This is a genomic window from Aeromonas sp. 75A, from assembly GCF_051919425.1.
In the GTDB taxonomy this organism is placed as follows: domain Bacteria; phylum Pseudomonadota; class Gammaproteobacteria; order Enterobacterales; family Aeromonadaceae; genus Aeromonas; species Aeromonas veronii.
The window spans coordinates 4,509,595-4,530,973 of record NZ_JBQBES010000002.1 but is presented as its reverse complement, the minus strand read 5'-3'; the positions used below and the strand labels follow the sequence as shown (position 1 = coordinate 4,530,973).

19 protein-coding genes are annotated in these 21,379 nt (G+C 59.0%); 12 read left to right on the top strand and 7 right to left on the bottom strand.

The window, feature by feature from the left end; all coding sequences use genetic code 11:
- Window positions 1–114: 114 nt before the first annotated feature.
- Complete coding sequence (locus tag ACTG2T_RS21125; RefSeq protein WP_330124323.1) at window positions 115–747, top strand: competence protein CoiA; 633 nt, start codon at window positions 115–117, stop codon at window positions 745–747.
- 124 nt (window positions 748–871) lie between these two features.
- On the opposite strand, the gene ACTG2T_RS21120 is transcribed toward ACTG2T_RS21125, so the two are convergent.
- Together ACTG2T_RS21120 and cra are read right to left on the bottom strand one after the other, a co-directional pair.
- On the bottom strand, window positions 872–2,065 hold the full coding sequence (locus ACTG2T_RS21120; RefSeq protein WP_158110041.1) for an aromatic amino acid transport family protein: 1,194 nt from the start codon (window positions 2,063–2,065) through the stop codon (window positions 872–874).
- Window positions 2,066–2,613: 548 nt separating this feature from the next.
- On the bottom strand, window positions 2,614–3,600 hold the full coding sequence (cra, locus tag ACTG2T_RS21115; protein ID WP_199251945.1) for a catabolite repressor/activator: 987 nt from the start codon (window positions 3,598–3,600) through the stop codon (window positions 2,614–2,616).
- A gap of 296 nt (window positions 3,601–3,896) precedes the next feature.
- Between cra and fruB the strand changes: the two genes are divergently transcribed.
- The 4 genes from fruB (at window position 3,897) to ACTG2T_RS21095 (ending at window position 8,454) form a co-directional block, all read left to right on the top strand.
- On the top strand, window positions 3,897–4,997 hold the full coding sequence (gene fruB, locus ACTG2T_RS21110; RefSeq protein WP_330124322.1) for a fused PTS fructose transporter subunit IIA/HPr protein: 1,101 nt from the start codon (window positions 3,897–3,899) through the stop codon (window positions 4,995–4,997).
- Window positions 4,997–5,986, top strand: coding sequence for a 1-phosphofructokinase (gene pfkB / locus ACTG2T_RS21105; RefSeq protein ID WP_330124321.1), 990 nt, complete (start codon window positions 4,997–4,999; stop codon window positions 5,984–5,986). The genes fruB and pfkB overlap by 1 nt, the downstream gene beginning before the upstream one ends.
- Complete coding sequence (gene fruA / locus ACTG2T_RS21100) at window positions 5,983–7,707, top strand: PTS fructose transporter subunit IIBC (protein WP_330124320.1); 1,725 nt, start codon at window positions 5,983–5,985, stop codon at window positions 7,705–7,707. The genes pfkB and fruA overlap by 4 nt, the downstream gene beginning before the upstream one ends.
- Before the next feature lie 174 nt (window positions 7,708–7,881).
- Window positions 7,882–8,454: a glucose-6-phosphate isomerase family protein gene (locus ACTG2T_RS21095; protein WP_252353535.1), complete on the top strand. Its 573-nt coding sequence runs from the start codon at window positions 7,882–7,884 to the stop codon at window positions 8,452–8,454.
- A gap of 21 nt (window positions 8,455–8,475) precedes the next feature.
- On the opposite strand, the gene ACTG2T_RS21090 is transcribed toward ACTG2T_RS21095, so the two are convergent.
- Window positions 8,476–9,483, bottom strand: coding sequence for a LacI family DNA-binding transcriptional regulator (locus tag ACTG2T_RS21090; RefSeq protein WP_330124319.1), 1,008 nt, complete (start codon window positions 9,481–9,483; stop codon window positions 8,476–8,478).
- A gap of 211 nt (window positions 9,484–9,694) precedes the next feature.
- Between ACTG2T_RS21090 and ACTG2T_RS21085 the strand changes: the two genes are divergently transcribed.
- From ACTG2T_RS21085 to ACTG2T_RS21060, 6 genes are all read left to right on the top strand, one after another.
- Window positions 9,695–11,461 (top strand): class I mannose-6-phosphate isomerase, encoded by a 1,767-nt coding sequence (locus ACTG2T_RS21085; protein ID WP_330124318.1) that lies wholly within the window; start codon window positions 9,695–9,697, stop codon window positions 11,459–11,461.
- A gap of 6 nt (window positions 11,462–11,467) precedes the next feature.
- Complete coding sequence (locus tag ACTG2T_RS21080) at window positions 11,468–11,896, top strand: PTS sugar transporter subunit IIA (RefSeq protein ID WP_330124317.1); 429 nt, start codon at window positions 11,468–11,470, stop codon at window positions 11,894–11,896.
- Between the two features lie 9 nt (window positions 11,897–11,905).
- Window positions 11,906–12,400 carry a PTS system mannose/fructose/N-acetylgalactosamine-transporter subunit IIB gene (locus tag ACTG2T_RS21075; RefSeq protein WP_330124316.1) on the top strand — a complete coding sequence of 165 codons (495 nt, stop codon included), beginning with the start codon at window positions 11,906–11,908 and terminating at the stop codon, window positions 12,398–12,400.
- 12 nt (window positions 12,401–12,412) lie between these two features.
- Window positions 12,413–13,216, top strand: a complete 804-nt coding sequence (locus ACTG2T_RS21070) for a PTS mannose/fructose/sorbose/N-acetylgalactosamine transporter subunit IIC (RefSeq protein WP_330124315.1) — start codon at window positions 12,413–12,415, stop codon at window positions 13,214–13,216.
- Window positions 13,216–14,064, top strand: coding sequence for a PTS system mannose/fructose/sorbose family transporter subunit IID (locus tag ACTG2T_RS21065; RefSeq protein ID WP_064341275.1), 849 nt, complete (start codon window positions 13,216–13,218; stop codon window positions 14,062–14,064). The genes ACTG2T_RS21070 and ACTG2T_RS21065 overlap by 1 nt, the downstream gene beginning before the upstream one ends.
- 74 nt (window positions 14,065–14,138) lie before the next feature.
- Window positions 14,139–15,302, top strand: coding sequence for an AGE family epimerase/isomerase (locus tag ACTG2T_RS21060; RefSeq protein ID WP_330124314.1), 1,164 nt, complete (start codon window positions 14,139–14,141; stop codon window positions 15,300–15,302).
- 19 nt (window positions 15,303–15,321) lie between these two features.
- Here ACTG2T_RS21060 and ACTG2T_RS21055 read toward each other — a convergent pair whose 3' ends face one another.
- On the bottom strand, window positions 15,322–15,573 hold the full coding sequence (locus ACTG2T_RS21055; RefSeq protein WP_330124313.1) for a DUF1289 domain-containing protein: 252 nt from the start codon (window positions 15,571–15,573) through the stop codon (window positions 15,322–15,324).
- Window positions 15,574–15,722: 149 nt separating this feature from the next.
- Between ACTG2T_RS21055 and mltA the strand changes: the two genes are divergently transcribed.
- The gene (gene mltA / locus ACTG2T_RS21050) at window positions 15,723–16,877 is read left to right on the top strand and encodes a murein transglycosylase A (RefSeq protein WP_439973818.1); all 1,155 of its coding nucleotides are present in this window, start codon (window positions 15,723–15,725) and stop codon (window positions 16,875–16,877) included.
- Window positions 16,878–16,994: 117 nt separating this feature from the next.
- On the opposite strand, the gene yfaE is transcribed toward mltA, so the two are convergent.
- The 3 genes from yfaE to nrdA form a co-directional block, all read right to left on the bottom strand.
- Window positions 16,995–17,318 (bottom strand): class I ribonucleotide reductase maintenance protein YfaE, encoded by a 324-nt coding sequence (gene yfaE, locus ACTG2T_RS21045; RefSeq protein ID WP_330124311.1) that lies wholly within the window; start codon window positions 17,316–17,318, stop codon window positions 16,995–16,997.
- Complete coding sequence (gene nrdB / locus ACTG2T_RS21040; protein ID WP_330124310.1) at window positions 17,315–18,448, bottom strand: class Ia ribonucleoside-diphosphate reductase subunit beta; 1,134 nt, start codon at window positions 18,446–18,448, stop codon at window positions 17,315–17,317. Before nrdB ends, yfaE begins: the two co-directional genes overlap by 4 nt.
- Window positions 18,449–18,528: 80 nt before the next feature.
- Window positions 18,529–20,796 carry a class 1a ribonucleoside-diphosphate reductase subunit alpha gene (gene nrdA / locus ACTG2T_RS21035; protein ID WP_019838757.1) on the bottom strand — a complete coding sequence of 756 codons (2,268 nt, stop codon included), beginning with the start codon at window positions 20,794–20,796 and terminating at the stop codon, window positions 18,529–18,531.
- Between the last annotated feature and the right edge of the window lie 583 nt (window positions 20,797–21,379).

The following is a 21,379-nucleotide window of genomic DNA, read 5'->3' as shown; positions in this document are numbered from 1 at the left end:
TTAATGGCGGTCAGTTTTTCATGGTGAGATAAGTAGGTGAAATTTTATTTAAATGGGATGGGTAAATACGTTTTTTTGGGCCATCTATTTTGGTCTGAATAAATAAGAGGCACTATGAAATTTGCAATTGTAGACCATGTTAAAAAAGAGGCATTTAAAGGTGGGTTAGGTATATGCATCTGTTGTGGAAGTGAAACAATTGCAAAATGTGGTCGTTTCAAAGTGCATCATTGGGCTCATAAATCAAAAGTAAACTGTGACCCTTGGTGGGAAAATGAGGGAGAATGGCATCGAAAATGGAAAAGTTATTTTCCAGTAGAGTCACAGGAAATAGTATTCAGCCAACCGATCACTAATGAGAAACATATCGCAGATGTGTTTACTAATGGTGTGGTTATTGAAATGCAGAGCTATTCGATAAAAGACGAGGAAGCTCGTTTAAGAGAGACGTTTTATAATAAAATGATCTGGATAGTAGATGGTTGTAAAAATGATTTCGATAGAATAAATTTTGGTTTAAGTGTTGGTGCAGCTCATACAGAAGATACTTCTCTACGTATGTTGAGATGGTATGGTCGCAGTAAGATATTTGCTAAGTGGTCTCAAGCAACGAAACCAGTTTATTTTGATTTTGGAACGGATTTAGTTTGGCTGCTATTACAATTTGATCCAGAGAGTAAAAAAGGTATGGTTAAAGCTATATCGAAGGAGCAGCTAGTAAATCAACTTGGTGGGAAATATTACTAGCGATTATTTTTAGGTATCTTAACCCTTTGAAGATTAACATGCACTTTTTAACGATCTCACCAACACAAAGCCCCGCCAAGTTAATTGGCGGGGCTTTGCTATTTGGGGCATTCAGTATCGGGGATTACAGCGCTGGCAGCATTCCAAGGCTGACGCTGATCTGGACGCCGACGATCAGCACGCCCATGGCGGCGGCCACTCCCAGCGCCACCACGCCACCCGGGACGCGGTAGTGGTGGGCAGGCGCCTGTTTGCGGCTCTGCCATACCAGCGCCACCGGCAGCAGTACCGCGAGGATCGCCAGCGCAATGGCTGCGTAGCCCAGCGCCATGATAAAGCCCTGCGGGAAGTAGAGGGCAAACAGCAATGGCGGCACGAAGGTGATGAGGCCAGTCTGGGTGCGGCCCTGCCAGTTGTCCTTGCGGCGGGTTGCCTTGGCCATAAAGTCGAACAGCCCCAGCGTTACCCCGAGGAAGGAGGTGGCGAGTGCCAGATCGGCAAACAGGTGCATCGCCTGATTAAACGCAGGCCAGCTCACCAGCTTGCCGACGTTGGCCAGCAGGCTGTCCAGCGCGCCGCCGGTTTGCAGCAGGGCTTGCTGGCCGAGCAGACCGAGGATCGCCACCTGCCACAGCACGTAGAGGATCAGCGGCAGTGCTGAGCCCCAGACAAAGACCCGACGCAACTGCTTGGGGCAGTCACCGAGGTAAAGCATCACGCTCGGAATGGAGCCGTGAAAGCCGAACGAGGTGAAGATGACCGGCAGGCCCGCCAGCAACAGGCCCTGACCCAGCGGCATCGAGAGCAGATGCTGCCCTTCGGTGCGGGGCAGCAGCAACGCCAGCACCACCACCATGATCACCAGTTTGACGGTGAACATCAGCCGGTTGAGGTAATCCACCGATCGGGTACCGACACAGACCATGCCGCCAAACAGCAGGGTAAAGGCCCAGGCAGCTTGCTCCTGGGTTAGGGTCATGCCCGCATCGGCCAGCGCCTGTGCCAGCAGGCTGCTGCCGCCGCTGATGTAGGCGGAGGCCAGCGAGTAGAACAGCATCAGGATACAGAAGGAGGCGATGCGCTTGCCCCAGGGGCCGAGCAGATGATCCGCCAGCTGGTGCAGGTACCACTTGCCGGTGTTGAGGCTTGCCTCTACTTGCAGCATGGCGGTGAAGGCCATCAGGGCCCAGAGGCCGACCATCAACATCAGGGTGGCGGGGCCGCCGAGGGAGGAGGAGGCCAGCGGCAGGGCCAGCATGCCGGCGCCTATGGTGGTGCCGGCAATCAACAGGGTACAACCCAGGGTTTTGGTATTCATGTTATCCATCCGAACGTAGCGGTGTCAGTGCAAACAGGCGATGTCAGCAGTGACGTCAACAAGAGGGGGCCGATTGGCGTTATCAGAAGGTGCCTCCGGTGATAGGGCCGGAGGCTAGCAATATCGGAACGGGAACATCTGTACCTAAAACCTGTCAGTTGTAAAAGATGGTTGCCACGTTAGCGGATCAAAATAGCGGAAACAACCCCTTTTATGCGGATCTTGTGCTGGCTTGTGGCAACAAGTGGAAATAAATGATGACAGCGGTAGCTGATTGCAGAAAAAAGCACCGAAAAAATGATTGGCAGGGGCTCATTGATACAGGTCAGCCAAGTGGTTGCAGCACGGATGGGGGAGTGCCTTGTCGTGGCGTTGGCGTTTAGTTGCGGGGTGAAAGGAGTGTGGAGGCCCGGCCAGACGGTAGAGAAAGCAAAACGGGCGGGTAGGGTTGTGGGGAAAAATAATAAGGCTGCCAATCCTGGCAGCCTTATTGTCATCTGTTCGTTTTACCCACCCATTGACAGCAAATCGGGTCTGCTTCGAGCAGGTTAGCGGCGGCGCTTGAGGGTGCGGCTCACATAGTGCAGCCCGCTCTGGTATTCGCCGTTCACCGCCTTGAGCGCCAGATCCAGCGCCTGGCTCGCCAGCGCGTCGTGCTGCTGGGGCAGGGAGTTGATGCCAAAAGGGAGGAAGTCGAGCAGGCGATCGTCCCCGAAGGTGGCCATGGCGAGCTGGCTCATATCGATCTCTTGCTCCAACAGGTAGTCGAGTACTCCCTCCATCAGGATATAGGAGGTAGTGATTAGCGCTTCGGGCAGTTGACCCAGCTGCTGGTGCAGATCTTTGATCAGGCGATACCCCTCAAGGCGAGAGAAGTGATCCCCCTCGCACAGGTGGCGAGCCGCGCTGTGACTGGCGACCGCCTGCTCGAAACCGGCTTTGCGCTCCTTACTGATCGTGAGTGCTGGCAGCGCGGTGATCAAGGCGATATGGCGTAAGTTCGGGGTGAGCAGGGAGCTGGTGAGATCAAAGCTCGCTTTCTCGTTTTCACTGGCGACGGTGACGAACTTGTCGGCTGCCATCGCCCGGTCGATGGCGAGGATTTGGCTGCCTTGCGCCTGCAATTTGCCGTAGAAGGGGTCGTCCGGCGGTAGGCAACTGGCCACCAGCAGGGCATCCACATGGCGGCTCACCAGCATCTGGGCCAGCTCTTTTTCGGTGGCGGGCTCATCTTCCGAGCAGACGATGAGCAGCTGATAGCCCTGCGCCCGGCCCCCCTGTTCCAGCCGTTTGGCCAGTTTGGCGTAACTGGCGTTCTCAAGGTCGGGCAGGATAAAGCCCAGAGTCTTGGTCTGGCCGCCACGCAGGGAGGCTGCGCGGCTGTCCGGCTGGTAATTATGGGCGGTGACCACGGCCATCACCTTGTCGCGGGTGGCCTGACTGATGCGGTATTGATCGGCCTTGCCATTGATCACATAGCTTGCCGTGGTGCGCGAGACACCGGCGAGGGCGGCGATTTCATCCAGTTTCATCATATTGGCTCTGTTTGAGTTGCAAGGCCCACGGTCACTGCCGGGTGAGGGCACCGAAAAGTGTGCGCGGGATCATATCATTGAAAAGCACTCTTTGTGGGTACTTGAACAATTCGCTGAAACGATTCAGTCTGAGTGTAAGTGAAACGATTCAGCCTGTCAGCAACGAAGAGACCCAGTGGCCTGAAAATCGGGCTCCGATCACAGTCAACCGTGTTCGGGTCTATTGTCAGCTGGCGAGTTACCCGAATGTTCAATTGTGACGTACCGGCGCGGCCGGAACCTGATGGAGAGTCTCTATGTTGAAGTTGGCGCGAGAGCAGATCTTGCTGGGACAGTCGGTGGCAACCAAGTCGGACGCCATTGCCATGCTGGCAGGCAAACTGACCGAAGCCGGTCTGGTGGAAGCGGGCTATGTGGATGGGATGCTGGCCCGTGAAGCGCAGCATGCCACCTATCTTGGCAGTGGCATCGCCATTCCCCACGGCACCACCGATACCCGTCATCTGGTGAAGAGCACAGGCGTCATGGTGGCCCAGTTCCCCAATGGTATCGAGTGGGATGAGGGGCAGATCGCCTATGTCGCCATCGGCATCGCCGCCAAGTCCGACGAGCATCTGGGCATTTTGCGCCAGCTCACCCATGTGCTGGGTGACGAGCAGGCGGCAGCTCAGCTCAAAGAGGCCACCGATGCCGACACCATCATCAACATCCTGACTGGCGCCACTGCCGCGAAAGAGGTGCAATACCTGACCCTGGCTGACTTCCCGGCCGATGATCGCGACCAGCTGTTGCTGGGGGCGGCCGCCCGCGCCAAGTCTGCGGGCTGGGGCGATGCCGCCATGGTGAGCGCCCTGTTGGCAAGCGATCCCGCCTATCTGGGCGAGGGCGTCTGGCTCGCTCGAGCACAAGCGGCCCAGACTGGCTGGGTGCTGGCCACCCCGAGCAGCGAACTTCACGCAGGGGAGCTGCCGGTCAGCGCCATGCTGCTACTGTGCGCCGCAGATAGCGGCCATCTGCCGCAACTTGAGAATCTGGCCAAACTGGCCGCCGCAGGTCAGCTCGCCACTCTTGCCGGCAGCGACGGGCTGACCATGTTGCAGTCGGGGCCGGCGAGCGGTCTTGCCGAGACTTTCACCATCATCAACCCCCACGGCTTGCACGCTCGTCCCGGCGCCATGCTGGTCAAGGTGGCCAAAGAGTTTGAATCCGACATCCGGGTTGCCAATCTGGATGGTAGCGGCGAAGCGGTCTCCGCCAAGAGCCTGATGAAGGTGATCGGCCTTGGCGTCAAGTGTGGTCACCGTCTGGCGTTTCGCGCCGAAGGGGTGGATGCCGAAGCCGCCCTCAAGGGGATCGGTGAGGCGATCGCCGCTGGTCTCGGCGAGGGGGCACACTGATGAAGATTGTCACCATCACCCTCAACCCCGCCCTCGATCTCACCACCCGCCTCGAGGCGATGAGCCTTGGCGAGGTGAATCTGGTGAGCGAGGCCAACCTGCGCGCGGCAGGCAAGGGGATCAACGTCGCCATGGTGCTCAAGGACTTGGGCCGTGAGGTGGGCGTGACCGGCTGGCTGGGCGCAGACAATGAGCAGAGCTTTGTCTCCCTGTTTGCAGAGCGGGCGCTGGATGATCACTTTGTGCGCGTGGCGGGCAGCACCCGCATCAACGTCAAGATCTCCGAGCAGTCTGGTCGGGTCACCGATCTCAACCTGCCGGGGCTCACCATCCAGCAAGGGGAGGTGAGCGAGCTGGAGCAGACCATCGACCAATTGGCTGCGCATGCAGAGTGGTTCGTGCTGGCGGGCAGCCTGCCCAAAGGGGTGGCCCCCGATTACTGCGCCCATCTGATCCGCTTGCTCAAGGCCAAGGGCAAGCAGGTGATCTTTGATTGCAGCGGTGCAGCCTTAACCGAAGGGATCAAGGCGGCGCCGACCTTGGTCAAACCCAATCTGGAGGAGCTGAGCCAGTGGGCAGGCCGCCCCATTAAGACCCTGAGCGAGCAGGCCGAGTGTGCCCGCGCGCTGCAGGCAAGCGGCATCCCCAACGTGGTGATCTCCAACGGCGCCGATGGCCTCATCTGGTTTGCCACAGATGCCGTCTGGCAGGCCATTCCGCCGCGGATGCAGGTGGTCAGCACGGTCGGTGCTGGCGATTCCCTGGTGGCCGGTCTTGCCCATGGTCTGAGCCTTGGCTGGACGCCGGAGCAGACCCTGCGGTTGGCCACCGCCGTCTCGGCCTTGGCGGTCAGTCAGGTTGCGGTCGGCTTTGACGATATCAATGTGCTCAACCCCTTACTTGAACAGGTGCGCGTAGAGCGTCTGGATGCGCTGGCACCGGTTCAATGCCATACCCCCTCAATGGAAAACTCAGGAGATGCCCAATGAAAGCAATCTTGGTTACGGCTTGCCCGGCGGGCATTGCCACCAGCTTTCTCGCTGCAAAACGGATAGAACAGCAGGCCAAACTGGCTGGCTGGGAGCTCACCCTCGACGTCGGCTCCAGCGTGCAGCCGCGCCAGGTGCCGAACAAAGAGCAGATTGCCGCCGCTGATCTGGTGCTGGTTGTCGCCAGTGCCCCGGTGGATCTCGCCGCCTATGATGGCAAGCGTATCTATCAGGGCAGCATGGATCTCGCCCTGCAGGATCCGGCTGCCTTGCTGGAAGCAGCCGACAGCGGCGCCAGCCTCTATCGCCATCAAGCCGCGCCTGCTGCCGCCAAACCGGCCGCTGCTGGCAAGCGCATCGTGGCAGTGACAGCGTGCCCGACTGGCGTTGCCCACACCTTTATGTCGGCAGAAGCGCTGGAGACCATGGCCAAGCAGCTGGGTTACCAGATCCGCGTCGAGACCCAAGGCTCGGTTGGTGCCCAAAATGCCCTGACCGCCGAGGAGATTGCCGCTGCCGATCTGGTATTCCTCGCCACCGACATCGAAGTGGACATGGCCCGTTTTGACGGCAAGCCGGTCTATCGTACCAGCACGGGCGCGGCGCTCAAGAAAACCCGTGCCGAACTCGACAAGGCGTGGAACGAGGCGACACTCTATCGCCACAGCGGTGCCAGCCTGCCCAAGAAAGAGGAAAAAGCCGGCCCCTACAAGCACCTGCTGACCGGGGTCTCCTTCATGCTGCCGATGGTGGTGGCGGGCGGCCTGATTATCGCGCTCTCGTTCGTGTTCGGTATTGAGGCGTTCAAGGTGGAAGGCACTCTGGCTGCGGCCCTGATGAAGATCGGTGGTGGCTCCGCCTTCGCCCTGATGATCCCGGTGCTGGCCGGTTACATTGCCTACTCCATCGCTGACCGCCCGGGTCTCGCCCCCGGCATGATCGGCGGCATGCTGGCGAGCTCGCTGGGCGCCGGTTTCCTCGGCGGCATCGTGGCCGGTTTCCTGGCCGGTTACAGCGCCAAGTACCTGAGCGACAAGGTGCGCCTGCCGGTGACCCTGGAAGCACTCAAGCCCATCCTGATCATTCCGCTGTTTGCCAGCCTCTTTACCGGCCTGGTGATGATCTACGTGGTGGGTGGCCCGGTGGCCGGCATCATGAATGCCATGACCGAGTTCCTCAACAACATGGGCTCTGCCAACGCCGTGCTGCTGGGCGTAATCATCGGTGCCATGATGTGCTTTGACATGGGCGGCCCGGTCAACAAGGCGGCTTACGCCTTCGGTGTCGGCCTGCTGGCCTCCAAAACCTATGCCCCCATGGCTGCTGTGATGGCCGCCGGTATGGTGCCGGCACTGGGGATGGGGATCGCCACCTTCCTGGCCCGTACCAAGTTCATCAAGGCGGAGCAGGAAGCGGGCAAAGCATCCTTCGTACTGGGTCTGTGCTTTATCTCCGAGGGGGCCATTCCGTTTGCCGCCAAGGATCCGATGCGGGTCATCCCGGCCTGCATGGTCGGCGGCGCCCTGACCGGTGCGCTCTCCATGCTGTTCGGCTGTGAGCTGATGGCACCCCACGGCGGCCTGTTCGTGCTGTTCATTCCGCACGCCATTAGCAACGTCATGATGTATATCGTGGCGATTGCGGCAGGCTCGCTGTTGACCGGTGTCTCCTACGCCATGCTCAAACGAGGTGAAGAGCAGGCCAAGCTGGCCACCGCATAAGCCTTGCCCCCCGGCAACACGTCATAACCAAGAGCGGCCTGCGGGCCGCTTTTTTATTGCCGGATAAAGGGAAGAATTCAAGCGCTGTTTTGCTTGTGGTTAATGGATTAACCCTCTAGCGTGAGGTGCTTGGGGCGCACCTGCGCCCGCCGATAACCCGATACCCAGGAGCAGATGATGACACCCATGATCCCCCCCATGCTCAATTTTGCGACCGGCAAGATCGGTGGCGCCGAACTGGTTGAGAAGAGCACCACCCTGGCTGACTTGCAGGGGCTTTTTGCCGACCCGCACGCCGAGGCCGAGCTCTCGCCCGAGACCCCGCTCTATCGGGTCACCATGCTGCCCGGCAATGGTGGCGAGGGGGATCTCAACATGGGGGTGACCTATCTGGAGGCTGGTCAGGTCGGGCAGGAGTTTTTCATGACCCGCGGTCATATCCATGCTCGCGCCGAGCAGGCGGAATACTACTTCGGGTTGTGCGGGCAGGGGTTGTTGCTGCTGCAGGATATGGCCGGTGTCTGCCGGCTGGAGCAGGTCTTTGCCGGCAGCGTTCACCATATCCCTGGCCATGTGGCCCATCGACTCGTCAACACTGGCGAGACGCAGCTCTCGGCGCTGGCGGTCTGGCCTGCTGTCGCAGGTCACGACTACAAAGTGATGGGCGCACGCGGCTTTGCCGTTCGGGTGCTGGCCGGAGAAGATGGCACGCCCCGCCTCGTGACCAGCGATCAGCAAGGGATGTAAATCGGAGCTGGCGGCGGCCCGCTAGGGGCTGCCGCAAGATTGGCGCACCACCAGGGTAGGGGGCAGAATGATGCTCTTGGCTGGCTCGTCGTTGCCGGCCATTCGCTCAAGCAGCAGCTCGCCCGCCTTGCGGCCGATCTCCCGCGCCGCCACCGAGACGGTGGTGAGCGCCGGTTCGACTAACGCGGTTTCAGGCAGATCGTCAAAACCCACCAGAGCAAAGTTCTGGCCGATGAGCCGCCCCTGTTTGCGTAGCGCCAGCATGGCGCCGAGCGCCACCACATCCTGATAGCAGACCGCCGCCGTCACCTCGGGGTGCTGCTCCAGCAGCGCCGTCATGGCGCGGGTGCCCTCTACCCGGCTGGCGCCGCAACCGATGATCCACTCCGGTTTGGGCGAGATGCCGTGTTCGAGCAGCTTGCTCATATAACCACCGAGGCGTTGGGAGCGGCTGATGGAGGTGGGGGAGCCCCCGACAAAGGCGATATGACGGTGGCCGAGTTTCAACAGGTGCTCGGTCGCCAGCTGGCAACCGAGAAAGTTGTCGGTGCCGACAAAGTCGATCGCCACATCCGGCACCGGTCGCACCACCAGAATGGTAGGCATATGGCGCCGCTGCAGGCTCTCGAAAAAACTGTGGGGCGTAGGTTGGGCAGCGCAGATCACCATGCCGGCGGCGCTGTTGCGTTGCAGCGAATCCATAAACTGCTGCTGCCTTGTCGCCGACTCCTCGCTGTTGGCAAGAAACAGCATCAGATCGTGATGCTCCATCTCCCGGCTCAGTCCCGCCGTCATCTCTGCATAGAAAGGGTTGGTAATGTCGTGCAGCAACAGGCCAACCTGATTGCTGCTCTTGTTGCGCAGGTTGGCGGCAGTCTGGTTGTAAACATAGCCGAGCTCGTCGATGGCCTTGAGTACCCGCTGGCGAGTGTGGTCGGAAATGCGTCCCTTGTTGCGCAGGGTCATGGAGACGGTGGCGGTGGAAACGCCCAAGTGGCGGGCAATATCGGCAACAGTCACATTGCTCATGGTGTGGGTCCAGTCATGATCGTGCCATCAAGATATATCGATTAACCTTGATTTCAGATGAGAGAAGGTTGCAAGTGAGCGGTTGATCACGAATTTCACCGCCCATGCCGATGATATATCCCAATGTTTGAGGTTAATCGTGTTTATCAGGTTGTGGTTAACGGGTTAATCGATTTATCTCTGTCGTAGGTGTCAACGAGAGAGCAAGCCAATGATTCATTCGAGTTACGTTTCCAACTACGACAAATATCCAGAAGTGACCGTTGTTGGATATGAGCGGTCCGCCTGTGCGGGATGGGATGAGATTGCCCATCAGTTGCAAGCCAAAGTGAACGGGCAAGACAAGGCGAAAGTGGTACTGGTGATCGACTGCTATCACGGTGTGGATCAGACCGAGCTACGCACCCAGCTGCTGACCAGATTCGGGCCTCACACACTCATTGATGTGGAACAGGCGCGCCTGCCCGAACCCAAAGTGCTGGCGATGCTGGATCGTTTCATCACCGATGACAGGGTCTTTGGCGTGCTGGCACCCCACAAGATGGTGGAGTTTTTTGACCCGGTCGCCTTGGCGCGCCTGCAACAGCAGGTCGCAGAGATAGCCGAAGGTCTGGTGGTGGTGATGGGCTGCGGCGCCTCGTTGGTGGCGAAAGGGAATGTGCGAGTCTATGCCGATCTTGCCCGCTGGGAGATCCAGCAGCGTCTGCGCCGTAAAGAGATTGGCAACTGGGGCGCTGATAACACCGAAGAGGACATACTGCGCCGCTACAAGCGCGCCTTCTTCATCGAATGGCGGGTGTTTGACCGCCATAAATTGGCCCAGCTACCCACCATCGATTTCCTGCTCGACACCAACACCAGGGACAAGCCGACCATGGTAACGGGGGCGGCACTGCAACAAGGGTTGCATCAGGCGGCGCGCCAGCCGTTCCGGGTTGTTCCCTTCTTCGATCCTGGGGTCTGGGGCGGGCAGTGGATGAAGCAGGTGTGTGATCTGGACCCAGCCCAACCCAACTACGCCTGGTGCTTTGATTGTGTGCCCGAGGAGAACAGCCTCTACTTGCGCTTTGGCGAGGTGCGGGTAGAGATCCCGTCGCAAAACCTGGTGCTGTGCCAGCCAAAAGCCCTGCTTGGGGAGCTGGTACACGCCCGCTTTGGCGCCGAGTTCCCGATCCGGTTCGATTTTCTCGATACGGTTGGGGGGCAGCCGCTCAGTTTGCAGGTGCATCCGCTGACCGAATACATCCAGCAGGAGTTCGGCATGCACTACACCCAGGACGAGAGCTACTACCTGCTCGATGCCAAGCCGGACTCCTGCGTCTACCTCGGCACCCGTAACGGTATCGACCCGCAGGAGATGCTGGCGGATCTGGCTGCCGCCCAGCGCGGTGAGAAGCCCTTCGACGACGAGCGCTTCATCAACCGCTTCCCGGCCCGCAAGCACGATCACTTCCTGATCCCGGCTGGAACCGTCCACTGCTCGGGAGAGGGCGCCATGGTACTTGAGATCAGCGCTACCCCCTACATTTTCACCTTCAAACTGTGGGACTGGGGCCGGGTCGGGCTCGACGGCATTCCGCGCCCCATCCATCTGGAGCATGGCAGCAAGGTGATCCAGTGGGATCGGGATACCGACTGGACCGAGCGAAATCTGGTCAATTGCATTGAGCCCATCGCTGAAGGGGAAGGGTGGCGTGAAGAGCGCACTGGACTGCATGAGCGGGAATTTATCGAGACTCGTCGCCACTGGTTCAGCGTGCCGGTAGAGCACGACACCGGCGGCACTGTACAAGTGCTCAACCTGATAGAGGGTCGGGAGGCAACGGTAGATAGCCCGGACAACGCCTTCGCCCCCTTCGTGGTGCACTATGCCGAGACCTTCATCGTACCGGCGTCGGTAGGGCGCTATCGTATCCGCCCGAGTGGCGAGAGTGAAGGGCAGACCATTGCCACCATCAAAGCCTTTGTGAGGGGGTAACCGGAGATGCTGAGGATCCTTATCGCAACCCATGGTTCACTGGCGCCGGCCCTGCTGGCCAGCGCCAATATGGTCTACGGCGAGTTGCCCGCCGTAGCCACAGTTTCTCTGACCGAAGAGGGAGGAATAGAGGCGTTTCGCGCCGAGTTTGAACAGACCCTGCGCCGTCATGGCGCGGGGGCTGACGGGGTGTTGGTGCTGTGCGACATGGAGTGCGGCACCCCCTACAACGTGGCATGCCGCTTTGCATTTGATTCCGCATGGCCGCAGCCGGTAGCCGTGGTGACCGGGGTTAATTTTCCCATGCTGCTGATGAGTGCCGACTGGCTTGCTGCGACCGATGTACACGAGGCGGCCCGCCAGTTGCTGGCGCAGGCACTGGAATCCATGGTGATCGCGGCCCCGGCGGCACACCAGCAAGATGACCACTTCTAGGAGAGCGAGATGGCGATTTCATTTGTACGCATTGATGATCGGGTGATCCACGGTCAGTTGGTGACCCGCTGGGCCAGAGAGCTTCCTTGTGACGGTATCGTCGCGATCGATGATGAGGTGGCGGCCGATCCGCTGCTCTCTCAGGTGATGACGGGGGCTGTGTCGGACACCAAGGTGTGGCTGTTTGATGTGGCTACCGCCATTACCAAGTTGCCCAAGGTGATCGCCAGTGACAAACGCTACTTCGTGATTGGCAAGTCGCCGGTCACTCTGCAGCGCCTGTGCGCCGCCGGGATCTCCCTGGATAATCTCAACGGCAAGATCAACGTCGGGCCCATGAGTGCCCGCGAGCAGACTACCACCATAGGCCCCAACCAGTCGGTGACGGCGCAGGAGATCGCCGCCTTTGACTATCTGGCCAGCCTTGGCCACGAGATTGACTTTCGGCTGGTGCCGGACGCCAGCCACTACAGCTGGGCGGATGCCCAGAAAAAGCTGAAATAGGGAGCAAACATCATGTTTCTGGAAGCAACTCTCATCGGGATACTCTGTTATCTCGGTGCCCTCAGCAGCCCCTGGCTGCTGGGATTGACCGGGGGCTGGTACACCATTACCCGTCCGCTGGTTTCGGGCATGCTGGTAGGGGCGATCCTCGGTGATATCCAGACCGGGATCCTCATCGGGGTGGCGGTGCAGGCGGTCTATATCGCCATGGTGACGCCGGGCGGTTCCATGCCGGCGGATCTCAACTTCGTCGCCTTTCCGGCCATAGCCCTCGGCGTCATGTCGGGCAAGGAGCCGTCAGTTGCCGTGGCCATTGCCGCCACCATCGGCATCGCCGGGACCATCCTCTTCAACTTCATGATGGTGTTCAACTCCTACTGGAACCACAGAGCAGACGTGGCGATGGAACAGGGGGATGAAAAGGGGGTTTATCTCAACAGCGCCATCTTCCCGCAGGTCAGCAACTTCGTACTGCGTTTCGTGCCCACCTTTATCGCCGTCTATTTTGGCAACCAGTACATCGAAGGCTTCATGAACAGCCTGCCTGAGCTTGTGATCCGTACCATGACGGTGGTGGGCGGCATTCTGCCTGCAGTCGGCATTGCCATCTTGCTCAAGCAGATCATCAAACAGAACAGCATGCTGATCTACTTCCTGGTGGGTTTTGTCGGCATCGTTTTTCTCAAGCTCAACATGGTGGGGCTGGTGATGATTGGGGCCCTGCTGGCGCTCATTCACTATAACTACAAGCCGGAACCACGCCCTGCAGTCGCTGCCCGTGCTGCCACCCAAACCGATGATGAGGATGAATTCTGATGAACACAGAGCTGCAATCAGGGGAACTGGCGGCCAAGCAGCCGGTTGCTCTTACCTCACGGGATCTGCGTGCCTGCTGGCGTTCGTGGATGATGTACAACCTCTCCTCAATGAGCTTCGAGCGACTCGAATCGTTCGGATTTTGCCTCGGCATGATGCCGGCGCTCAAGAAGCTCTATCCCGGCAAGGCTGAACGGATGGAGGCGATGAAACGCCATGCCTCCTTCTACAACACCGAGCCCCAGATCGGCGCCATTATCAATGGGTTGGCAGTCGGGCTTGAAGAGAAGCGGGCCAATGGCGAGAAGATCGACGGTGAGACCATCAACACCCTCAAGGTCGGCCTGATGGGCCCCATCGCTGGCATCGGTGATTCCATGATCCCCGGTATGCTGGTGCCCATTCTGCTCAGTATCGGGATGGCGCTGGCGGCAGGGGGGAGTGTGCTGGGGCCGCTGTTTTACATCATCAGCTTCAACGCCATCGCCATTACTGGCTCCTACATGTTGTTTATGAAGGGCTACAAGCTGGGCACTGGTTCGGTGGAGTCTCTGGTCAGTTCCGAGTCGGCCAAGCTGCGCGAGGCGCTCTCCCTGCTTGGGGTCTTTGTGATGGGCGGGGTGGCGGCCAGTTATGTCAACCTCTCAACCGGACTCGATTTTGTCACCTCGGATGGGGTCAATATCCAGGTGCAGAGCATGCTGGATGGCATCTTCCCCAAACTGATGCCGCTGGTGGTGGTGCTGGGTACCTGGTATTTGATGGCCAAGCGCAACGTTTCGCCGGTCAAAGCGATGCTCGGGCTGTTGGTGCTGGCCTTTGTCGGGGTTGCCATCGGTCTGTTCTGATGGGGTCAAGGCCATTTGGTCAACAAAGGGAGAGCCTGGCTCTCCCTTTTTATCGCCGTTGCGAGAGGTAATTTATGCATATCGAGGTGACTGAGGCCGCACAGCGTTGCCATCGCTGGCTGGTCTCCGAGGCGCTGCCCCTTTGGGGCGCGCAGGGGGTTGACCCCGAGCGTGGTCTGTTTGCCGAGGGATTGGATAGTGCTGGCCAGCCTTTGTGGCAGCCGACCCGTTTTCGGGTACAGAGCCGCCAGATCTATGTGTTCAGCCACGCCACCCTGCTGGGGTGGTACGACGGGCGCACCCTTGCCGAGCGTTCTGCTTTGGTCGGTATGGGTCATTTTGACGATGGGGCGGGGCATAGCGTTTTCTCCATTAATCGGGATGGTTCGATTGCTGACGCATCAGTCTGCAGCTATGAATACGCGTTTGCCCTGCTGGCTGAGTGTTGGCTCTATCGTCTGAGTGGCGATCCACGCTGGCAACAACAGGCCGAGTCGCGCTATCAGACCATTGAGCAACTCTTTTTGGACCCGCTGCACGGTGGATTCCACTCCAGTTGGCCATCTGGCCCACTGCGCAGCCAAAATCCCCATATGCATCTGTTCGAGGCGCTGCTGGTAGCGGCAGACAGCTTTGATGATGTGATATGGCAGCAGCGGGCAACCGCGCTGTATCGGCTGTTTCGTCAGCGTTTTCTGGAGCCCGGTTTACTGCGCGAGTTTTTCGATGACGCGCTGCTGGTGCGTCATGCCGATTCCCGTCTTATCGACCCGGGTCATCACTACGAGTGGTGCTGGCTGCTGGCACGCTACCGGACTCTTGCCAGCAGCTGGGAAATCCAGCCAACCAGCACCGAGATTGACGAGGCAATCGGGATATTGACCCGTTTTGCCATCCGCCACGGGCACGGGCAAACCGGGCTGGTGATCGATGAGCTGACCGATGATGGGCAACCCTATCGCGATACCAGCCGGCTCTGGTGCCAGACCGAACATTTGAAAGCACTCCTGGCGACCTATGAGCAACAGGGGGATGAGGCTACCGCCTGTCAGATCCGCGAGGTAGTTGCGCGGATCTTCCACTACTACCTGTTGCCCGCACAGCCTGGACAATGGATTGATCAAGTAGATAGCGAGGGAAAGCCGCTGACCTCTCATGCGCCAGCCAGCACGTTTTATCATCTGTTTGTGGCGTTTAGTGAACTGGCCCGGATCGCGGGGGTGGGTATCGGGGAGTAGGGTGGTCTATGGGAGACGCTTAAAAATCCCAGCCGGGTTGTGCTTGCGGTTCATTGAGCGCGCCTTCCTGTGCCTTGCGCCGCGCAGCCTCGACCCGGCGTTTGCGATCCCGGCACAGACGCATTACATCCTGCTGCTGGGCGGTGGTCATGGCGAGCCAGTTGAAACGCTCCTCACGGCTGCGCAAACACCCTTTGCAGTAGCCCTTGTTGTTCACTTCGCAGACCCCGATGCAGGGGCTCTGCAGCGGGAAGATCTCGAGCTGTTCCATCCATCACCTCGCACATCCTGTCACCTTGTTATAACCCAGCTGTCACCTTTGGCGAAATCCCTCTTCAAGTGATTGATGTCGTTTGCTTTCCCCCTGCAAATTTGGCATCTTCCCCGCCGAGCATGGCTCTTGGCGTTATATGAGGACATATGAACAAACACGCGTACTGGCTGACCGCCGCAGTGCTGGGACTGGCCGGTTGTGCGGGCAACTCTGACAAAGCAGAAGTGCCCAAAAAGCAGACCGACAACAGATGCTTTCTTAACTGCGAGGTGCCGGAAAATCTGGGCAAGCAGTATCTGGACGGGACCTTGCCAGAGGATCTGGTGAGGGTGGAGCGGGTCAATAGCCGTGCGCGTGCCGACTACAGCAAGTTTGGCCAGCAAAGCAGACTGGTATTGGAGCGCTCCGGCAAGATGACCCGCCGTTATGGCGAGCTCTATCACCAGCTCTCCCGCTGGGTCGCGGGCGGTGGCAACCCTGCCGACATCACCCGTTACGGTATCAGCCTGGCCCAGCTGGGCGGTGCCGATCGCATGGGCAACGTGCTCTTTACCGGTTACTACTCGCCGCCGGTGCTGGAGGTGCGCCACCGCCCGGATGCCAAGTACAAATATCCCATCTATGCCATGCCCAAATGTGGCGGTCGCTGTCCGACCCGGGCCGAGATCCATCAGGGGGCCTTGGCCAATCGCGGGCTGGAGCTGGGTTACAGCAAATCCCTTATAGACAACTTCCTGATGGATGTGCAGGGCTCGGGCTTTGTCCATTACGGGGATGACGATCGGCTGCAATATCTGGGCTACAGCGGCAAGAACGGTCACGGTTACGTGAGTATCGGCCGGGTGTTAATCGATCGCGGTGAAGTGCCCAAAGAGCAGATGTCGATGAAGGCCATCAAGGAGTGGGCCAACCGACAGCCGGAGGAGAGCGTCAAGGAGCTGGTGGAGCAGAACCCCTCCTATGTCTTCTTCGAGCGCCGCCCCACCAATGATGTGATTGGTGCAGCCGGTATCCCGCTGCTGCCGCTGGCGGCTGTTGCCGCCGACAAGACCCTGCTGCCGATGGGTACCCCGATCCTCGCTGAAGTCCCTTTGCTCGACAAAGAGGGCAACTGGACCGGCAAGCACCAGCTGCGGCTGTTGATTGCGCTGGATGTGGGCGGGGCGGTGAAGAAGGGGCACCTCGACCTCTACCATGGCATGGGCGAGAAGGCCGGTGTCGCAGCCGGTCACTACAAGCACTTTGGCCGGGTCTGGAAGCTGGGCCTGCACCACGGGCCGACTGCCGCTCCCTGGTTGTAATCCTCTGAGGGGTTGGGCGTCTGTCATCGGGCGCCCGAGTAATGTGAAGAGACAAAAAAAGCCGCCGGATTGCTCCGGCGGCTTTCTATTTTGTGAGAGTGGCAGCTGGTGGCTGCGTCAGCTCTTCTGGATATCCAGCCGGATGGCGCCGACCGGCTTGCAGCAGCAGGGGAGGCACTCCCCCTGGGCGACAAATGCCAGCGGCACCGCAGGATAGTGCACCTTGCCGGCTATCAGCGGAGTGCGGCAGGCGCCGCAATAGCCGCTGCGACACTGGAACTCCACATGATGACCGTGGCGCTCCAGGGTCTCCAACACGCTTTCGTCGGGATGGGCGTGCAGCACGGCACCATCCCGGGTATGTACCCGTGGTGCCACGACCGCATGCTGTTCGGCAGGCGCGTGCGGGGCAGGGGTTAGCGTGTTGGTGGCGTCGCTCACAGCTCGAAATCACCCAGGTCATCGGCATTGACTTCGCTGTCGATCTGACCGACCAGATAGGAGCTGACCTCTACCTCTTGCGGGGCGACCTGTACGTTGTCGGATGACAGCCAGGTGTTGATCCAGGGGATCGGGTTCTGCTTGGTGCCGGCAAAGGCTGGCTGCAGGCCGACTGCGCTCATGCGCAGGTTGGTGATGTACTCCACATACTGGCAGAGGATGTCCTTGTTCAGGCCGATCATGGAGCCGTCCTGGAACAGGTACTCGGCCCACTCTTTCTCCTGAATGGCTGCTTCCTTGAAGATCTCGAAGCAGGCCTGTTCGCACTCGGCGGCGATCTCGGCCATCTCCGGGTCATCCTGGCCGGTGCGCATCAGATTCAGCATGTGCTGGGTGCCGGTGAGGTGCAGCGCTTCGTCGCGGGCGATCATCTTGATGATCTTGGCGTTGCCTTCCATCAGTTCACGCTCGGCGAAGGCAAAGGAGCAGGCGAAGCTGACGTAGAAGCGGATTGCTTCCAGCGCGTTGACGTTCATCAGGCACAGATAGAGCTTCTTCTTGAGCTCGCGCAATGTGATGGTCACTTCGCGGCCTGCGACGGTGTGGGTCCCTTCACCGTGCAGGTTGTAGAGGGCGGTCGCTTCGATCAGATCGTCGTAGAAGTGGCTGATGGAGCCGGCGCGCTTCAAGATCTGCTCATTGGTCACGATGTCGTCGAACACCTGGGCGGGGGTGTTGACGATATTGCGGATGATATGGGTGTAGGAGCGAGAGTGGATGGTCTCGGAGAAGGCCCAGGTCTCAATCCAGGTTTCCAGCTCAGGAATGGAGACCAGCGGCAGCAGTGCCACGTTGGGGCTGCGGCCCTGAATGGAGTCCAGCAGAGTCTGGTACTTCAGGTTGGAGATGAAGATGTGCTGCTCGTGGGGCGGCAGGGCCTGATAGTCGATGCGATCACGGGAGACATCCACCTCTTCCGGGCGCCAGAAGAAGGAGAGCTGCTTCTCGATCAGCCGCTCGAACACTTCGTGCTTTTGTTGATCATAACGGGCTACGTTGACCGATTGGCCAAAAAACATCGGCTCTTTGAGCTGGTCGTTTTGGGTTTGGCAGAAAGTTGAATAGGCCATGGTTACCAGAATATGTGAATAGAGAAAACAGGAGAGCGGGAGCTTGTCGCTCCCGCCCGGTTATCAGTTCTTGCCGTGACTTAGATTTTGCAAGCCCCGCCAGCGCAACCGTCATCTTGCAGATCGGTCTGGGCATCGTCTGCACCATCACGGGTGTTGTGATAGTACAGGGTCTTGAGGCCGTATTTGTAGGCGGTCAGCAAGTCCTTGAGCAGCTGTTTCATCGGGACCTTGTTGCCTTCGAAACGGGCAGGGTCGTAGTTGGTGTTGGCGGAGATCGCCTGATCCACAAACTTCTGCATGATACCGACCAGCTGCAGGTAGCCGTCAACGCTCGGTTGCTTCCAGAGCAATTCGTATTGATCTTTCAGGCGATCATACTCGGGCACCACCTGTTTGAGAATGCCGTCTTTGGAGGCCTTGACTGAGACCAGGCCGCGTGGCGGCTCGATGCCGTTGGTGGCGTTGGAGATCTGGCTGGAGGTCTCGCTCGGCATTAGGGCGGTCAGGGTGGAGTTACGCAAGCCCACGGACTTGATCTCTTCACGCAGACTTTCCCAATCCAGATGCAGCGGCTCGTTACACAGCGCATCCAGATCCTTCTTGTAGGTGTCGATGGGCAGGATGCCCTGGGCATAGGTGGTCTCGCCAAACAGCGGGCAGGGGCCGAACTCGCGGGCCAGCTGCACGGAGGCTTTCAGCAGATAGTACTGGATGGCCTCGAAGGTGCGGTGAGTCAGGGCCAGACCGGAGCCGTCGGAGTAACGGGCACCGTTTTTGGCCAGGTAGTAGGCGTAGTTGATGACGCCGATCCCCAGGGTGCGACGACCCATGCTGCCCTTCTTGGCGGCGGCAATCGGGTAATCCTGATAGTCGAGCAGGGCATCGAGGGCACGCACGGCCAGATCGGCCATCTCTTCCAGATCTTCCAGCTTCTCGATGGCACCGAGGTTGAAGGCGGAGAGGGTGCACAGGGCGATTTCGCCACTCTCGTCGTCGATGTTGTTGAGCGGCTTGGTCGGCAGCGCAATCTCGAGGCAGAGGTTGGACTGGCGTACCGGCGCGACGCTCGGGTCGAACGGGCTGTGGGTGTTGCAGTGATCCACGTTCTGGATGTAGATGCGACCGGTACCGGCACGCTCCTGCATCATCAGGGAGAAGAGGTCTACCGCTTTCAGAGTCTTCTTGCGAATGGCCGGATCCTGCTCGTACTTGACGTAGAGCTCTTCGAACTTGTCCTGATCGGCGAAGAAGGCGTCGTACAGGCCCGGCGCATCGGACGGGGAGAACAGTGTGATGTCACCGCCCTTGATGAGGCGCTGGTACATCAGCTTGTTGATCTGCACGCCGTAGTCCATGTGACGAACACGGTTCTCTTCCACGCCGCGGTTGTTCTTGAGTACCAGCAGGCTTTCTACTTCGGTGTGCCACAGCGGGTAGAACAGGGTGGCCGCACCGCCTCGCACGCCGCCCTGGGAGCAGCACTTCACGGCAGTCTGGAAGTATTTGTAGAAGGGGATGCAACCGGTGTGGAACGCTTCGCCACCACGGATGGGGCTGCCCAGACCGCGGATGCGCCCAGCGTTGATGCCGATACCGGCGCGCTGGGAAACGTAACGCACGATGGAGCTGGCGGTGGCGTTGATGGAGTCCAGGCTGTCATCGCACTCGATCAGTACGCAGGAGCTGAACTGACGGGTCGGGGTGCGCACGCCGCTCATGATTGGGGTCGGCAGGGAGATCTTGAAGGTCGAGACCGCATCATAGAAGCGCTTGATGTAGTCCAGACGGGTATCTTTCGGATACTTGGAGAAGAGGCAGGCCGCAACCAGCATATAGAGGAACTGCGGGCTCTCGTAGATCTCGCCGGTAACGCGGTTCTGGACCAGATATTTGCCTTCCAGCTGTTTGACTGCCGCGTAGGAGAAATCCATGTCGCGCCAGTGATCCAGATGGGTGTTCAGCTCTTCGAATTCGGCCTGGGTGTAGTCTTCCAGCAGGTGCTTGTCGTACTTGCCCATGTCCACCAGACGAGCCACGTGCTGGTAGAGGTGGGGCGGTTCGAACTGGCCGTAGGCCTTCTTGCGCAGGTGGAAGATGGCCAGACGGGCTGCCATGTACTGGTAGTCTGGGGTCTGCTCGGAGATGAGGTCAGCCGTCGCCTTGATGATGGTTTCGTGAATGTCGGCGGTACGGATACCGTCATAGAACTGGATGTGGGATTTGAGCTCTACCTGGGAGACCGACACGTTGTCGAGCCCTTCGGCGGCCCAGTCCAGCACGCGGTGAATTTTATCCAGATCGATGGGTTCTTTGTGTCCGTTACGCTTCGTCACAAACAAGTTCATTGGCTGATGACCTTCAGTTGATTCCCGAAAAACCATCGCACAATGGCGCCACCCAGGCCCCGGCGGTGTGCGGGAGTTGGGTAGAGATTGTGCGATGAATCACAAGATGTAGTGTTATTTTAAGTTCGAGCTACAAGATAGTGAGGTCAGCCCGCCATTGCAATGTGTGGATAAGTGACGAGCTGTGGATAAATTGTGAGTCTTACCCCATCAGTTAGTGACCACTCACAGTGAGCGGGTTTTCATTCGTCCGCTCCGCTAAATGCAAGTCTCCCGATCGAAGATGGAAAATTTAAATAACTTTTTTTGCTTGCGAAATGGGGGGCTTTTTACTAGCAAACGGCGGCTGATTATCCCTTATGCAACAAGGGTCAAAAGCTGTCCAGTTGTCGCAGCCGCGGGCTCAGCGTGGCAAGGGCTTTGCATCAGATGAGGGTGGTTTGTGGCCGCTTTGTGACGGCTGCGAGCTTGTCAAATGGGTATCCAACAGGCAGAAAGCTGCCTTTATTATCCATGAATAGACGAGTGATGGTGGCGCAGAACGCAGGAGCGTAAAGGAAGAGATGCAAGGGGCGGAGAGTCT

What these genes read in the sequence shown, in the direction of transcription:
- ACTG2T_RS21125 (WP_330124323.1), top strand. Translation starts at nt 115, where the DNA reads ATGAAATTTGCAATTGTAGACCATGTTAAAAAAGAGGCATTTAAAGGT.
- ACTG2T_RS21120 (WP_158110041.1), bottom strand. Translation starts at nt 2,065, where the DNA reads ATGAATACCAAAACCCTGGGTTGTACCCTGTTGATTGCCGGCACCACC.
- cra (WP_199251945.1), bottom strand. Translation starts at nt 3,600, where the DNA reads ATGATGAAACTGGATGAAATCGCCGCCCTCGCCGGTGTCTCGCGCACC.
- fruB (WP_330124322.1), top strand. Translation starts at nt 3,897, where the DNA reads ATGTTGAAGTTGGCGCGAGAGCAGATCTTGCTGGGACAGTCGGTGGCA.
- pfkB (WP_330124321.1), top strand. Translation starts at nt 4,997, where the DNA reads ATGAAGATTGTCACCATCACCCTCAACCCCGCCCTCGATCTCACCACC.
- fruA (WP_330124320.1), top strand. Translation starts at nt 5,983, where the DNA reads ATGAAAGCAATCTTGGTTACGGCTTGCCCGGCGGGCATTGCCACCAGC.
- ACTG2T_RS21095 (WP_252353535.1), top strand. Translation starts at nt 7,882, where the DNA reads ATGATGACACCCATGATCCCCCCCATGCTCAATTTTGCGACCGGCAAG.
- ACTG2T_RS21090 (WP_330124319.1), bottom strand. Translation starts at nt 9,483, where the DNA reads ATGAGCAATGTGACTGTTGCCGATATTGCCCGCCACTTGGGCGTTTCC.
- ACTG2T_RS21085 (WP_330124318.1), top strand. Translation starts at nt 9,695, where the DNA reads ATGATTCATTCGAGTTACGTTTCCAACTACGACAAATATCCAGAAGTG.
- ACTG2T_RS21080 (WP_330124317.1), top strand. Translation starts at nt 11,468, where the DNA reads ATGCTGAGGATCCTTATCGCAACCCATGGTTCACTGGCGCCGGCCCTG.
- ACTG2T_RS21075 (WP_330124316.1), top strand. Translation starts at nt 11,906, where the DNA reads ATGGCGATTTCATTTGTACGCATTGATGATCGGGTGATCCACGGTCAG.
- ACTG2T_RS21070 (WP_330124315.1), top strand. Translation starts at nt 12,413, where the DNA reads ATGTTTCTGGAAGCAACTCTCATCGGGATACTCTGTTATCTCGGTGCC.
- ACTG2T_RS21065 (WP_064341275.1), top strand. Translation starts at nt 13,216, where the DNA reads ATGAACACAGAGCTGCAATCAGGGGAACTGGCGGCCAAGCAGCCGGTT.
- ACTG2T_RS21060 (WP_330124314.1), top strand. Translation starts at nt 14,139, where the DNA reads ATGCATATCGAGGTGACTGAGGCCGCACAGCGTTGCCATCGCTGGCTG.
- ACTG2T_RS21055 (WP_330124313.1), bottom strand. Translation starts at nt 15,573, where the DNA reads ATGGAACAGCTCGAGATCTTCCCGCTGCAGAGCCCCTGCATCGGGGTC.
- mltA (WP_439973818.1), top strand. Translation starts at nt 15,723, where the DNA reads ATGAACAAACACGCGTACTGGCTGACCGCCGCAGTGCTGGGACTGGCC.
- nrdB (WP_330124310.1), bottom strand. Translation starts at nt 18,448, where the DNA reads ATGGCCTATTCAACTTTCTGCCAAACCCAAAACGACCAGCTCAAAGAG.
- nrdA (WP_019838757.1), bottom strand. Translation starts at nt 20,796, where the DNA reads ATGAACTTGTTTGTGACGAAGCGTAACGGACACAAAGAACCCATCGAT.